Annotated in this window: 11 protein-coding genes and 1 pseudogene; 9 read left to right on the forward strand and 3 right to left on the reverse strand. The window is 68.7% G+C overall.

Going from position 1 to position 13,668, the window contains the following annotated elements:
- The first annotated feature begins 37 nt into the window (after positions 1-37).
- From F8A92_RS09885 to F8A92_RS09920, 9 genes and pseudogenes are all read left to right on the forward strand, one after another.
- Positions 38-1,477 (forward strand): DUF3375 domain-containing protein, encoded by a 1,440-nt coding sequence (locus tag F8A92_RS09885; protein WP_153504992.1) that lies wholly within the window; start codon positions 38-40, stop codon positions 1,475-1,477.
- Positions 1,474-2,052, forward strand: coding sequence for a DUF4194 domain-containing protein (locus F8A92_RS09890; RefSeq protein WP_153504993.1), 579 nt, complete (start codon positions 1,474-1,476; stop codon positions 2,050-2,052). The genes F8A92_RS09885 and F8A92_RS09890 overlap by 4 nt, the downstream gene beginning before the upstream one ends.
- Positions 2,045-5,449: an ATP-binding protein gene (locus F8A92_RS09895; protein ID WP_153504994.1), complete on the forward strand. Its 3,405-nt coding sequence runs from the start codon at positions 2,045-2,047 to the stop codon at positions 5,447-5,449. Before F8A92_RS09890 ends, F8A92_RS09895 begins: the two co-directional genes overlap by 8 nt.
- A complete protein-coding gene (locus F8A92_RS09900) occupies positions 5,446-6,594 on the forward strand; it encodes a Wadjet anti-phage system protein JetD domain-containing protein (RefSeq protein ID WP_153504995.1) in 1,149 nt (382 codons plus the stop codon). Before F8A92_RS09895 ends, F8A92_RS09900 begins: the two co-directional genes overlap by 4 nt.
- An 85-nt stretch (positions 6,595-6,679) precedes the next feature.
- Positions 6,680-7,555 carry an NYN domain-containing protein gene (locus F8A92_RS09905; protein WP_153504996.1) on the forward strand — a complete coding sequence of 292 codons (876 nt, stop codon included), beginning with the start codon at positions 6,680-6,682 and terminating at the stop codon, positions 7,553-7,555.
- A 104-nt stretch (positions 7,556-7,659) separates the two neighbouring features.
- Positions 7,660-8,082: pseudogene (locus F8A92_RS19340) on the forward strand (HAD-IC family P-type ATPase); the annotation flags it as partial.
- Between the two features lie 76 nt (positions 8,083-8,158).
- Entirely contained in the window at positions 8,159-9,439 is a 1,281-nt protein-coding gene (locus tag F8A92_RS19280; protein ID WP_323368429.1) for a DUF6448 family protein, read from the forward strand.
- A gap of 42 nt (positions 9,440-9,481) precedes the next feature.
- Complete coding sequence (gene lepB / locus F8A92_RS09915) at positions 9,482-9,958, forward strand: signal peptidase I (RefSeq protein WP_153504997.1); 477 nt, start codon at positions 9,482-9,484, stop codon at positions 9,956-9,958.
- Between the two features lie 10 nt (positions 9,959-9,968).
- Positions 9,969-10,679: a Crp/Fnr family transcriptional regulator gene (locus tag F8A92_RS09920; protein ID WP_153504998.1), complete on the forward strand. Its 711-nt coding sequence runs from the start codon at positions 9,969-9,971 to the stop codon at positions 10,677-10,679.
- A 48-nt stretch (positions 10,680-10,727) separates the two neighbouring features.
- Here F8A92_RS09920 and egtD read toward each other — a convergent pair whose 3' ends face one another.
- From egtD to F8A92_RS09935, 3 genes are all read right to left on the reverse strand, one after another.
- A complete protein-coding gene (gene egtD / locus F8A92_RS09925; protein WP_153504999.1) occupies positions 10,728-11,714 on the reverse strand; it encodes an L-histidine N(alpha)-methyltransferase in 987 nt (328 codons plus the stop codon).
- 96 nt (positions 11,715-11,810) lie between these two features.
- Positions 11,811-13,112: an ergothioneine biosynthesis protein EgtB gene (gene egtB, locus F8A92_RS09930; protein ID WP_228389341.1), complete on the reverse strand. Its 1,302-nt coding sequence runs from the start codon at positions 13,110-13,112 to the stop codon at positions 11,811-11,813.
- A 64-nt stretch (positions 13,113-13,176) separates the two neighbouring features.
- Positions 13,177-13,668: HNH endonuclease (locus F8A92_RS09935; protein WP_194291436.1), on the reverse strand; the 492-nt coding region annotated here is incomplete at its 5' end.

Genomic DNA, 13,668 nt, shown 5'->3' on the forward strand with positions numbered 1-13,668 from the left:
GGTCGGCCTTGTCGGGGCGCCCGCCTACGATGGCGAGGTGGATTTCGAGGCGATCGAGGCGCTGCGTGAGCACCACGCCGCGTGGCGGCTGCTGCGCGCCGGGAACGCCGGTCTCGTCCTGTCGTTCCTCGGCGGGTACTTCGTCGAGCAGAATCGCGGGGCGTGCCCGGCGAGCGAGCTCGCGGCCGCGCTCGACGACCACCTCTACGGGCTGAATCACGCGAGCTCCACCGACGGCGAGCTGCGCTTCCCGAAGGCGCCGCGTGCCTACCTCGAGGACTGGGCCGCGCCGGACGCCGGCTACTTGCGGCGGTTCTACCCGGCCCGCGATGACGAGGTCCACTACGAGGTCACTCCGGCTTTCGAGAAGGCATACGGCTGGATAGGCACGCTGCAGGCCCGGCCGTTCATCGCGACCGAATCCCGGTTGCACATCGCAGTCGACCTGTTGCGACAGATCGTTCACGGGACGGACACCGATCCCGAGAGCCGGCTCGAGACGTTGCGCAGGAAGCGCGCCGAGATCGACTCCGAGATCGCCGCGGTCGAGGCCGGCGAGCTGGCGGTGCTCGGGCCGACGGGCATCCGCGACCGCTATCAGCAGTTCACCGCGACGGCGCGCGACCTGCTGTCCGACTTCCGCGAGGTCGAGGAGAACTTCCGGAGGCTTGACCGCGCCGCACGCGAGAAGATCGCCAGGTGGGTCGGCAGCAAGGGCGAGCTGCTCACCGAGCTGGTCGACAGCCGCTCCGACATCACCGGGCCCGACCAAGGCCATAGCTTCCAAGCGTTCTACGAATTCCTGCTGTCCGGCACCCGGCAGCAAGAGCTCAACGAGTTGCTCCGGCGGGTGGCGGCGCTCGGCGAGGTGGAGGCCGACGGGCGACTCACACACGTGCAACACGACTGGTCCGAGGCAGCGGAGCGGGTGCAACGGACGGTCCGGCAGATCTCTGAGCAGCTGCGCAGATTTCTCGACGACCAGGTGTGGCTGGAGAACCGCAGGGTTCTCGACCTCGTGCGCGAGGTAGAAGGCCTCGCGCTGAAGATGCGCGACACGCCACCGAACGTGGGCCTGGAGGTCGACGAGCCAGGAATCGCGATGGCGCTGCCGTTCGCGCGACCGCTGTACCGGCCACCTGCGACCGCCGAGGTCGAGAGCCTGATTCCGCCGGCCGTCGAGGACGTCGATCCCGATCTGCTGTTCTCCCAGACATTCGTGGACTCGACGCGGCTGATGCAGAACATCCGCGCGGTGCTCCCCGAACGCTCGGCCGCCCTGCTGTCCGACATCGTCGCCTGGTACCCCATCGAGCAAGGAGCGGCAGAGATCATCTCCTACCTCGCCATCGACGACGGAGAGATCACGGTCGAGATGGATTCCGACGACGAGATCGTGCTCGACTACGCCGACCCGACAGATTCCAGCCGGACCGTACGGGCGCGGCTGCCGAAGGTGACGGTGCGACGCCGGTGAACGACCAGCACGCCACCGCCAGCGCGATCATCCGGCTGATGCAGGGGGTGGTCTATCGGGAGACCGATGAGCCGACGTGGCTCACCCTCGAGACGGCTGGAGCCGGCGTCCGCGATCATTTCGCGACCATCGGAGTCGACGTCGTCGTCGATGAAGACGAAGGCTACGCCTACCTTCGGTCGCGTCCTGAGGCCGACGGGGAGGAGGCCCTGCCTCGGCTGGTGCGTCGCCGCAGCCTCACCTATCCCGTCAGCCTGCTGCTGGTGCTGCTGCGCAAGCGGTTGTTGGAGTTCGAGACCGGCGGTGGCGAGGGTCGCCTCATTCTCAGCAACGAGCAGCTGCTGGAAATGCTGCGGACGTTCCAGGCCGAATCGACCAACGAGGCCCGGCTCGTGGACGTAGCCGAGACGACGATCAAGAAGACCGCGGAGCTCGGTTTCCTCCGACCCTTGCGCGATCAGCGCGACCACTGGGAGGTGCGGCGCATCGTCAAGGCGTACGTCGACGCCGAGACGCTGTCGGACTTCGCCGGCAAGCTACGCGAGTACGCCGGCGGAGAGGCTTCCGATGACTGACGGTCTATTCTCACGGCTCGAGCTCGCGGGTGGCGACGACTCCCGAGCCGGCTACCGGCTCCGCCACATCGAGGTCCTCAACTGGGGCACGTTCGACAAGCACGTCTGGCGGCTGGCTCCCAGGTCCGACTCGGCGCTGCTCACCGGGGACATCGGGTCGGGCAAGTCGACGCTCGTCGACGCGGTGACGACGCTCCTGATGCCGGCACACAGGATCGCGTACAACAAGGCCGCCGGGGCAGACACCCGCGAGCGGTCACTGCGGTCGTACGTCGAGGGCCACTACAAGTCGGAGCGCGTCGAGTCCTCCGGCAGATCTCGTGCCATCGGGCTTCGCTCGGGCTCCCGTACCTACTCGGTGATCGTCGGCGTGTTCGGCAACGACGGCTATGACGAGACGGTCACCCTCGCACAGGTCTTCCAGCAGCGCGAGCCCACCGGCCAACCGTACCGATTCTTCGTCACGGCGCGACAGGAACTGTCGATCGCGACGGACTTCGCGGACTTCGGTTCCGACCTCCGCGACCTGCGCAAGCGGTTACGGGGCACCGGAGCCGACATCTTCGACGAGTTTCCCAAGTACGCCACCTCGCTGCGGCGGCTGCTCGGGATCCGCTCGGAGCAGGCCCTGGAGCTGTTCCACCAGACCGTCTCGATGAAGTCCGTCGGCAATCTCAACGACTTCGTCCGCGACCACATGCTGGAGCCCAGCGATTCCAGCGGCCGGGTCGGCGACATCATCGCGCACTTCGACGACCTCACCAAGGCGCACGACGCGGTCAAGAGGGCCCGCGAGCAGCTGGAGGTCCTGACGCCGATCACGGTCACAGCAGCGAAGTACGACGATGCCCTGCGGCAGCGCGACGGCGTTGAGCAGGAACGGGCGGCCGTGCGGCTGTTTATCGCCGAGCTCCGAGCCGGTCTGCTCGAGGCGGAGGTCCGCCGGCTCGAGTCCGAGAAAGAGCGATGGGGCGAGGAGCTGGGCGCCGCGAAGACCCAGCAGCGACTGCTCGCCGACCGCCGCGACGCGCTCATCGAAGAACGCGCCAGGGAGGGTGGTGACCGGATCGGCGAGCTCGAACGGCTCGCCCGCGAAGCGCGCACGCAGGCCGCGCAGCGGCGTCTCGCGCGCGACCAGTTCGATGCTGCGATCTCCGACGCCGGGCTCGATCCCATCACCGGCAGCGGCGGGTTCGAGGCGTTGACCACTCGCGTCGCGGGCGAGCTCCCGAAGCTCACCGAGGCCAAGCGCGCACTCGACAACGACGCTGCGGAGGCGATCGCGCGTGAGAAGGACCTCAAGCGACGACGTGCCGTGGTCGACGAGGAACTCGAGAGCCTGCAGCAGCGCACGAGCAACCTGCCGATCGAGCAGGTCGACGTCCGGGTGCAGCTGTGCGCTGACCTCGATCTCAGCGTCGAGGAGCTGCCGTATGCCGGTGAGCAGCTCGATCTCCGTGAGGAGCACGCCGAGTGGCGTGGCGCCGCCGAACGCGTACTTCGTGGGTTTGCGCTGTCGCTGCTCGTGCCCCAGCGCCATTACGAGGCGGTCGCCGGGTGGGTCAACGGCCGACGGCTGACCTTCCGCGGGCGCGGCGACCGTGAGATAGGCGCCCGGCTCACCTATGTCCGCGTTCCTGACCGTCAGCTGGCGCTGCAGCCGGCGTCGGGCGGTCCACTCGCTCTCGCCGACTGCATCCAGATCAAGGACGGCCCGTTCACGGCCTACCTCTCCGGCGAGCTCGGCAAGCGCGCCGACCACCGCTGCGCGCGAACTCTCGAGGAGTTCCGGACCGAGCGCCGGGCGGTCACGCGTGCGGGCCAGGTCCGGTCCGGTGACCGTCACGACAAGGACGACCGGCATGACATCAACGACCCGCGGCGGTGGGTACTCGGCTGGGCGAACGAACGAAAGATCGCGGCGCTTCGTGGCGAGATCGAGAACCTCGACGCGGAGCTGGCCGCGGCGGCGGGTGAGTCCGCGCGGATCCTCGGAGAGCGTGACACCGTCCAGTCACGCCTTCAGGCATTGGCCCGCCTGGAGGGGTACCTGTCGTGGTCAGAGCTCGACGCGGACGAGGCAGTGGATCGCGCCACCTCGCACGACCAGGAGCGGGCGCGGCTGGCAGCCGGCTCATCCCGGCTCGTCGAGATCGGCCGAGAGCTCGATGCCGCCGAGCGCCAGGCAACCGGGGTCACGCAGCGCATCGACGAGCTGACCGGCCGGCTGGCCACTACTGCGCAGGCTGCCGATTCGTCCACCCGCGAGCGGCAGCGTGACCTTGAGCTGATCTCGGCCGTCCCGGAGGACGAATGCGCCGCGGCTCGATCGGCGTACGCCGCCCTCCACGAGCGACTTCGCGGCAGACGGCCGACGCGCGCGGCCGACTGCGCTTCGGCCGAGTCGGCGCTTAGCGATGAGCTGTACGGGCGGATCGAGCGACTGGGCCGCGAGCTCGGCGGCTTCGGGCAACGGCTGGTCCAGGACATGGGCGAGGTGCTGCGCCGCTGGCCCGAGCTGCGCGCCGACCTCGATGCCGCGGTGGAATCGCGCGGCGACTTCGTGGCGCTGCGGGAACGCGTCGCCGGCGACGACCTTCCGCGGTTCGAGACGGAGTTCAAGCATCAGCTCAACAAGAATGCGATCCAGGAGCTCGCCGGCTTCAACAACTGGCTGGGCCGCCAGGCCGCCGCCATCGACGAGCGTGTCGGCCGGATCAACGAGGCGCTCGGTGCCGTCCCGTACAACCCGGGGCGGTACATCCGGCTGGAGAAGGAGCCGACATCCAACCAGGAGGTCGCGCAGTTCCGCGGCGACCTGCGCAACCTCACGAACGACAGCCTGCGTGTCGACGGCGACCAGTACTCCGAACAACGATTCCTGGACGTCCAGCGGATCATCGAACGATTCCGCGGCCGGGACGGCTTCGCCGACTCCGACAAGGCGTGGACCCGACGGGTCACCGACGTCCGCAACTGGTTCGTGTTCTCGGCGTCCGAACGCGATCGTGATACCCACGTCGAATGGGAGCACTACAGCGATTCCGACGGTAAGTCCGGTGGCCAGAAGGAGAAGCTCGCCTACACCATCCTCGCCGCTTCGCTCGCGTACCAGTTCGGGCTTGAATGGGGAGCGGTGAAGTCGAAGGACTTCCGGTTCGCCGTCATCGACGAGGCCTTCGGGAGGGGCTCGGACGCGTCGACCCGCTACGCGCTGGAGCTGTTCGACCGCCTGGGACTGCAGCTGCTGATCGTGACGCCGCTGCAGAAGGTGCACATCATCGAGCCGTATGTGAAGGCCATCGGCTTCGTTGACAATCCGGACGGCACGTTCTCGCGGCTGTACACGATGACGATCGAGGAATACCGTGCACGTCGAGACGGCGGCAGCGCATGACCCGTGGATGGACGACGCCGCGGGACATCGCGGCCGTGGTGCGCCGCAGGTGGGACGACGGCAGTCTGCTGCGCCGTTACGCGGGAGCTGCGCCCTTCGAGCCCATCCAGATCCGGTTACGCGGTCCGAAGCCCGCAGAGATCGGCGACGACCTCGCCGCGGTGCGTGACTGGATCGCCGCGTTGGATGCCGGCCGCCGCGACGATGGCAGCTACGGCCTTGTCTGGCAGCCCGTCGGCGGTCGTGCCATCGGGCGTAACGAGATTCCTTTGCGCGCGATAATCGACCGGGCCGACCAGGTGTGGCAACTGCTCGGCGTCCGCGACGCCGTACACCGATTCGACGAGATCCTCGCACGAGCGGGTCACCGGACGGCGGTGCGCCGGTGGGTGGTGGCCAAGCCGCACGACGCCCTCCGCCTGCACGAGCAGTTCGCCCGGCTGGTCGGGGCATACGACTGGCTCGACGCGCACCGCGGATCCGGGCGCTACCTGCGTGAGATCAGCGCGCCGGGCGTCGATACCAAGTTCGCCGAGCAGCACAGGGCAGTGCTTGCCGCGATCCTCGAGGTATCGCCGAGCCCGCCGAAGTTCCTGGCGGAGCTCGGGTTGCGGGCCAAACCGCGTCTGGTACGAATCCGCCCCGCGCCGATGCTCGGACTGCCGCGGCACACGACCGAGATCGCCCTGCGCCCTGTGGAGATGCGCCTCCTGGAGATCGCGCCACGTCGGGCGTTGGTGATCGAGAACGAGATCAGCTACCTCAGCGTGGACGTTCCCGCCGACGGCGTCGTGATCTGGGGAGAAGGCTTCGCGGTCGATCGAGTAGGTCGGCTTCCGTGGCTGAAGGACGCGCATGTGCGGTACTGGGGCGACCTCGACACGCATGGCTTCGCGATGCTCGATCAGCTTCGTGCCTGGCTTCCACAGACGACATCGGTCCTCATGGACCGAGCCACGCTGGTCGCCCACCGTGAGCGATGGGGAAGTGATACCAAGCCGACGAGCGCCGCCCTCGGCCGGCTGACCGCCGACGAGCTCGCGCTGTACACGGACCTGGTCACCGACGCCCTGGGTCCGCGGGTTCGCCTCGAGCAGGAGCGCATCGACTGGACGTGGGTCGAGAAGCTCCTCGCCACGGAGTAGGCCGAAGCCCGGCTCGTCTGTTGCTGGCGGACGGCGTGTCGGCCCGTCCGTCCCGATGCGGTGCCGCTGCCCGTAGTCTCCGAGCATGAGTGAACGCGTCGCGGTGTACATCGATTTCGACAATGTGGTCATCTCGCGGTATGACGACGTGCACGGCAAGCAGGCGTGGCGCAAGGACGATCCGCGCCAGCACGGCCAGCCGGCAGGCTCGAAGGACCCGATCGACGTCAAGCTGACGGCGGCGCGGGTCGACATCGGGGCGATCATCGACTTCGCCGCCTCGTTCGGAAGCGTCTCCTTGAGCCGCGCGTATGCGGACTGGTCGGTGCCGGTCAACGCGTCGTACCGCACCGAGCTCATCGAACGGTCGCTGCACCTGGTCCAGCTCTTCCACGCCTCCGGCGTCAAGAACGGCGCGGACATCAGGCTCGCGGTCGACGCGGTCGAGGACCTGATGCGCCACCCCGAGATCACCCACGTCGTCCTGGTCGCCGGCGACTCCGACTTCGTACCGCTGGCCCAGAGCTGCAAGCAACTCGGCCGGTACGTGGTCGGCATCGGGGTCACCGGGTCGACGAGCCGTGCCCTGGTGTCGGCCTGCAACGAGTTCATCGACTACGCGCATCTGCCGGGTGTCACACCGGCCCCTGTCTCGGAAGCGAAGAAGCCGGACGTCGCGGACAAGCCGGCAGCGACGAAGTCGGCGAAGCGCTCGCCCAAGAACTCCGCGGCGGTCGCGGCGACCAATCTCCTCGTCCGCGCGACGCGGGTGGGCCTGCAGAAGAGTGATGACGACTGGGTCCACGCAGGTGGCGTCAAGAGCCAAATGCAGCGCATGGATCCCGCGTTCAAGGAGAAGTCGCTCGGCTTCTCCTCGTTCCGCGCCTTCGTCGAATCGCGTGGCGACCAGGTGGTCTCGAAGGTCGCGGAGAACGGCCAGCTCATGGTGCGGCTCAAGTGAGCTGCGACCGCTGACGATCGCCGGTCGCAGTCACGCCGGGCCCTGCCCCGGCGGGTCGAACCCGGCGGGGCCTTCCGGTCCACAAGTCGCCCGGCGATGCGGTCATCGGCGCCACCGTCAACACCAGCGGCACCCTACGGGTGCGGGCCGCCAAGGTGGGCGCAGACACCGCGTTGGCCCAGATCGTCGCGCTCGTCCAGCAGGCGCAGAACTCCAAGGCTCCCGGACAGCGGTTGGCCGACAGGGCGGCGTTCTGGCTGGTGCTCGTCGCGCTGGGCGGCGGCGCCGGCACCTTCCTGGTCTGGCTCGCGGCAGGGGCAAGCGTGCAGACCGCGCTGCTGTTCGCCGTCACCGTCGTCGTGATCACCTGTCCCGATGCCCTCTGTCTGGCCACACCGACCGCCATCATGGTGGGGTCCGCGCTGGGCGCCGGGCGCGGGATCCTGTTCAAGAACGCGACCGCGATCGAGACCGCCGCCCGCATCGACACCGTCGTCTTCGACAAGACCGGCACCCTGACCAAGGGCGAGCCGGAGGTCACGGAGGTCATCGTCGACGGAATCGAGCACGACCGGGTGCTCGCGCTCGCCGAAGCCCTCGAGCGTGAGTCCGCTCGCCGAAGCGGTCGTACGCCACGTCGACGCAACCGGCGTGCCGCGGCTCCAAGCCACGAGCTTCCGGAACGTCACCGGCATCGGTGCCCTCGCCGACGTCGAGGGCCATGCGGTGGCGATCGGCAACCGCCGCCTGATGGAGTCCGAAGGCATCAGCATCGGTGCACTCGAAGCCCGCCGCGACAAGGTCACCTCCGGCGGTCGTACGGCGGTATTCGTCGGCGTCGACGGGGAGGTCGTGGCGGTCATCGGCATCGCCGACGCGGCCCGCGAGACGTCCGTGGCCGCCGTAGCAGCGTTGCACGAGGCCGGCATCCGCATGGTCATGCTTACCGGCGACAACCGGGCGACGGCCGATCGGATCGCCGAGGACCTGGGCATCGACGACGTGATCGCTGAGGTGCTGCCCGAGGACAAGGCCCATCAGGTCCAGCAGCCCCAGGCTCAGGGACGCGTCTTGGCGATGGTCGGGGACGGCGTCAACGACTCGCCTTCATTGGTGCAGGCCGACGTGGGTATCGCCGTCGGTGCCGGAGGACGCCCACGAATCATGATCTGGGTCAAGGCCGCGTACGCAGGCCCGACGTACGTTCGAGCCATCCCGACCACGGAGGAGCTCATCATGACCGCCACCCTCATCGTCACGCTCGGCGTCGTCGCCGCGTTGGCCACCCTCGCTGCCGTGGTGCTGCTGAGGCCGAGGACCGCGAGCGCGCACTGCGACACCATGGACGGTCCCGCAGTACGGGACGGCCGGCTGGCTCTGGAGTCCGGCGATGTGCACATCGCCCTCAAGTGGGTGCAGCCGGACGGTGACGCCGAGCTGCGCCGGATCTTCTCGCAAGCGCAGGCAGCACGACGCCTCGGTGAGGATGCCCGGTTCGTCGCGGACCAGTGGTTCCTCGAGAACCTCGTGCGCATCCACCGCGCCGGGGAAGGAGCGCCGTACACCGGTCTGCAGCCGGCCGGTGCGCCGATAGACGATCGCGTCCGGGCCGCGGACGAGGCTGTCGCTACCGGAAGCCTGGCGCCGCTGGTCGATCTGGTCCCCGCGCAGCAGCTTCCGGAGATCGAGCGGCGGTTCGCCGAAGTGCTGGCGCGCAAGGAGTTCGCGGCAGATGACGTGGACGCCGGCCGGGCCTACCTCGAGGCGTACATCGGGTTCTTCAAGCTGGCGGAGGGCCACGACCACGGTCATGGGGACGCCGACCATGACCACGGTCATGGGCACGCCGAGCCGGACCACCACCCGGTTGGTCAGCACGCCTGAGCCGCCGCAGTGCGACTGCCGCAGCACCGGACCGGAGGAGCCATGACCACGATCATGCTCATCGCCACCGCGATGATGATCGGCCTCGGCGCCGGCCTGGTGCTCCGGCGTTGGGTGGCCGCGCCCGCCCGGATCGAGTCGGTCTCCATGGAGCCCGCCCTTCAGCCCGGGCAACGTGTCCTTGTCCGCCCGCTGCGTTCGGTCGAGGGCGTGGCCCGAGGCGACGTGGTGCTGGTGCGCTCGGAGGAGCTCGGGCGGGTGGTGGTCAAGCGGGCCGTCGGTCTCCCGGGCGAGCACATCGTGCTAGACGCCGGAGGCCATGTGTGGGTCGACGGACGTCGGCTCGCCGAGCCGTATGCCCGCCACAGCCCACAGGCGGTCCGACCGGCGACGTACGCCGTCCCCGCGCGGAGCCTGTTCCTGCTCGGTGACAACAGGCCGATCTCCGATGACAGCCGAAGCTGGCGACAGCCTTATCTGCGGGAGGATGCTCTGGTGGGCCGGGTCATCCGGCTCTGAGAGGACCGCCATGAGCAAGCAGCCAAGTGCACCCTCGGGTGCCGCCGCGGCGCACGACCATCGGTTCCACTGCGTCAGCCTGGTGCCGATCTTCGCCACCCTCTCGGAGGACGACCGGCACCGGGTCGCAGCCGTGGCTCGGACGCGCTACTACGACCGGCAGCAGAGGATCTTCGCCCCCGGCGACCACCCCGGGCTGCACATCGTCCACCGCGGGCAGGTGAAGCTCTATCGGCTGACCGACAGCGGAGCCGAGCAGCTCGTTCGCATCGTCGGCCCTGGAGACTTTCTCGGCGAGACCGCCCTTCTGACGACCGTCGAAGCCGACGACTTCGCGGAGGCGGTCCAGCCGAGCGAGGTGTGCTCGATCAGCCGCGACGACATCACGGCCCTGCTCGAGCGCAGTCCAGACGTTGCGCTCGACCTGCTCAAGGCGGTGGCCGGCCGGCTCCACGTCGCGGAGAGCCAGCTCTCCGCGCTGTCCGGACTCTCCGTGGGCGAACGCCTGGCCAGGCACCTGCTCGAGCAGTCCGTCGCCGCGGGCGGCGGTCGGTTCCGGCTCGCCACCACCAAGAAGGACCTCGCGTCGTACCTCGGGACGACGCCGGAGACCATCAGCCGGCGCCTGGCAGCGATGCGCGAACGCGGCCTGATCCGGCTCGGCCCGGGACGCCTGGTGGAGATCCTCGACGCAGAGGGCCTCCGTGGCTTCCAGCCTTGATCCGCTGAGGTCACCAGGCTGGACGGCGATGCGGTGTGCGCTCGGCGTTCAGCGTCGCGCCAGGGCGAGCGCGTAGTCGCCGGCGTCGTCGCTCCACCAGCCCTCGAGGCGCAGCCCGACTGCCTCGAGCTCTCGAGCGATCCGTTCCCGTCGGAACTTGGCCGAGATCTCGGTACGGATCTCCTCACCCGCCGCAAGTTCGATCGTGAGGGACAAGGCGGGAATGGTCACCGTCATCGGTGCCTGAGCCCGCAGGCGCATCTCGATCCACTCGTTCTCGGAATCCCAGAGTGCTACGTGGTCGAAAGCCATCGGGTCGAAGTCGGCGCCGAGCTCGCCGTTGAGCACGTGCAGCACGTTGCGATTGAACGCCGCGGTCACGGCGGCGGCATCGTCGTACGCGGCGACCAGTCGACCGGCGTCCTTCACGAGGTCCAGGCCGAGCAGTAGCGTGTCGCCGTCGTTCAAGGTTGCCGCCAGTCCGCCCAGGAACTCGCCGCGGGGAAGCGGGGGATAGTTGCCCAGGGTGCTGCCCAGAAGTGCCACCAGGCGGCGGCCCTCGCCGGGCAGGTGGGCCAGGTGACGGTCGAAGTCCGCCACGACGCCACGGATGGCCAGCTCGGGATAGAACTGCCGCAACTGAGGGACGGCCGCCCGCAGAGCTCCGAGGCTGACGTCCACAGGGACGTACTGGGTGAGTGCCCCGGCATCCGTCATCGCATCCAGCAGCAGCCGAGTCTTCTCGCTGGAGCCGGAGCCGAGCTCGACGAGCACCTCGGCATCGGCAGCGGCAGCGATGTCGGCGGCCACGCCGTTCAGCAGCGCGTGCTCGGCCCGCGTCGGGTAGTACTCAGGAAGCCGGGTGATCTCCTCGAAGAGCACGCTGCCCGCGTCGTCGTAGAAGTACTTCGGTGGCAGCCACTTGGGAGAGGCGGTCAACCCGCTGCGCGCGTCGTGCTCGAGAATCTGGCGCTGCTCCTCGGACTCGAGCAGGACGTCGACGTCAGTAGCCGGCGGGGCAGCGGTGGGCCTCATACGTAGTCTCCTTTGATGGGTGGGAATCCAGCCTGGCTGACGACGAGATCGCGGGAGCGGTGCCTTGGCAGGCAGCGCCCTCTGACGTCTGGCCGGTCACCTGGGCAACCGGCCGCCGTCGTCGGCGAGCCGCACACCGGTGACCGGCCACCGCGCGTGGGGAGGGAAGAAGTTCCGGTACGACGTCCGCGCGTGGCCCGGTGGCGTCAGCACGCATCCGCCGCGAAGAACCATCTGGTTGGACATGAACTTCCCGTTGTATTCCCCGATCGCGCCGCTCGGCGGGTGGAACCCGGGGTAAGGCAGGTAGGCCGAGGAGGTCCACTGCCAGCAGTCCCCGGCCAGCTGTCGCAGGTCGCCGGTGGACGCGCCGGCCGGTCTCGGATGCCACGACGGGGTCGACATCTGCACGGCAGCCGGCTGCTCGCGTGGGGGCGAGGTCTGCCCAGCGGCGTGCTCCCACTCGGCCTCGGTCGGCAGCCGCTTGCCGGCCCAAGTCGCGTAGGCGTCCGCCTCGTAATGGCTGACATGGCAGACCGGCAAGCCGGGATCCGCCGGGAAGGTGCCGTGCAACGTGTGCTCGAGCCAGACTCCGTCAACCTCGGACCAGTAGAGGGGCGCTGACCAGCCTTCGCCCTGCACGCGGCCCCATCCGTCCGAGAGCCAGAGCTCGGGACGCCGGTAGCCTCCGTCGGCCATGAACTCGAGCCACTCACCATTGGTCACCAGTCGATCGGCAAGCCGGTACGGAAGAAGGTATTGCTGGTGCCGGGGCAGCTCGTTGTCGAAGCAGAAGCCGTCGCCCTCGCGCCCGATCTCCACCAGTCCGCCTTCGTACTCGCGCCAGCCGAGCGGGCCGGCCTCGCCGCGGATCGCGGTGGTATCGACATAGGCAGGCTGCAACGGATTGAGCGAAAGCACGTGCTTGATATCCATCAGCAGCAGCTCCTGGTGCTGCTGCTCGTGGTGGAAGCCCAGCTCGATGGTGTCGGCGATCTTCGCGATCGCCCCGTCGTCGAGGACCTCGAGAAGGTCTCGCATCCGTTCGTCCACGTTGCGCCGGTACACGCCCACGTCGTGTACCCCGGGCCGGCTGATGACCCCGCGCATCGGGCGGGCGAAGCGCGGGCCGACCGCCTCGTAGTAGCTGTTGAACAGGAACCAGTACTTGTCCTGGAACGGCGTGAAGTCGTTCTCTGCCTCGGCGAGCACGAAGGTCTCGAAGAACCATGTGGCGTGCGCGCGATGCCACTTCGTCGGGGAGGCATCCGGCATCGACTGCACGGTCTGGTCCTCCGGCGACAGCGGCGTGGCGAGGAGCTCCGTATGGGCACGTACCTCGCCGTATCGGCTGAGCAGCGTCGCTGGATCAGTGTTTTGGCTGGTCGGAGTCGTCACGAGCCCCATCATTGCACCGATCTCTGACATAGGTGTGTGCTGGATTACATAACCCGATCCACCCCTATACGGCGCTGAGGCCCGGGGGCGGGACGAAGCAGTCGATCATGCGCGCCTCGAGGGGACCGTCAGCGCACCTGGCGTACGAGGCCGGCCCATCCCGCTCGGGGTGGGTGTGCTCGAGGCGCTGGCGTAGGTGTTGCTCGAGGCTGGTGACCTGTCGTGGTGGCGGTTCGCTGACGGGTAGTGGTGGGGTGCTGATGTAGGCGTGGCCGGTGGGTGTGGTGGTGACGGTGACGTGCCGGCCCTGGATGATCCGGGGCTGGGTGCGCCAGCCGGGTTGTTCCTTGACCTGGTTGCAGCGTTGGCACAGGCCTTGCCCGTTGGCGATGGTGGTGGGTCCGCCGGCGGCGTGGGGCTGGATGTGGTCGAGGTGGCGGATGGGTGCGCCGCAGCCGCGGCAGTCCCGGTCGCGGGCCATGATGGCGCGGCGGGTGGCGCCGGTGAACCGCCGCCGGGTCGCGTCCGCGTTCGTGATCTCGCCGCTGATCGGGTC

Source organism: Cumulibacter manganitolerans (genome assembly GCF_009602465.1).
Taxonomy (GTDB): domain Bacteria; phylum Actinomycetota; class Actinomycetes; order Mycobacteriales; family Antricoccaceae; genus Cumulibacter; species Cumulibacter manganitolerans.

Coding starts and splice junctions, on each gene's coding strand:
- F8A92_RS09905 (WP_153504996.1), top strand. CDS start 6,680: ATGAGTGAACGCGTCGCGGTGTACATCGATTTCGACAATGTGGTCATC.
- F8A92_RS09920 (WP_153504998.1), top strand. CDS start 9,969: ATGAGCAAGCAGCCAAGTGCACCCTCGGGTGCCGCCGCGGCGCACGAC.
- F8A92_RS09900 (WP_153504995.1), top strand. CDS start 5,446: ATGACCCGTGGATGGACGACGCCGCGGGACATCGCGGCCGTGGTGCGC.
- egtD (WP_153504999.1), bottom strand. CDS start 11,714: ATGAGGCCCACCGCTGCCCCGCCGGCTACTGACGTCGACGTCCTGCTC.
- lepB (WP_153504997.1), top strand. CDS start 9,482: ATGACCACGATCATGCTCATCGCCACCGCGATGATGATCGGCCTCGGC.
- F8A92_RS09895 (WP_153504994.1), top strand. CDS start 2,045: ATGACTGACGGTCTATTCTCACGGCTCGAGCTCGCGGGTGGCGACGAC.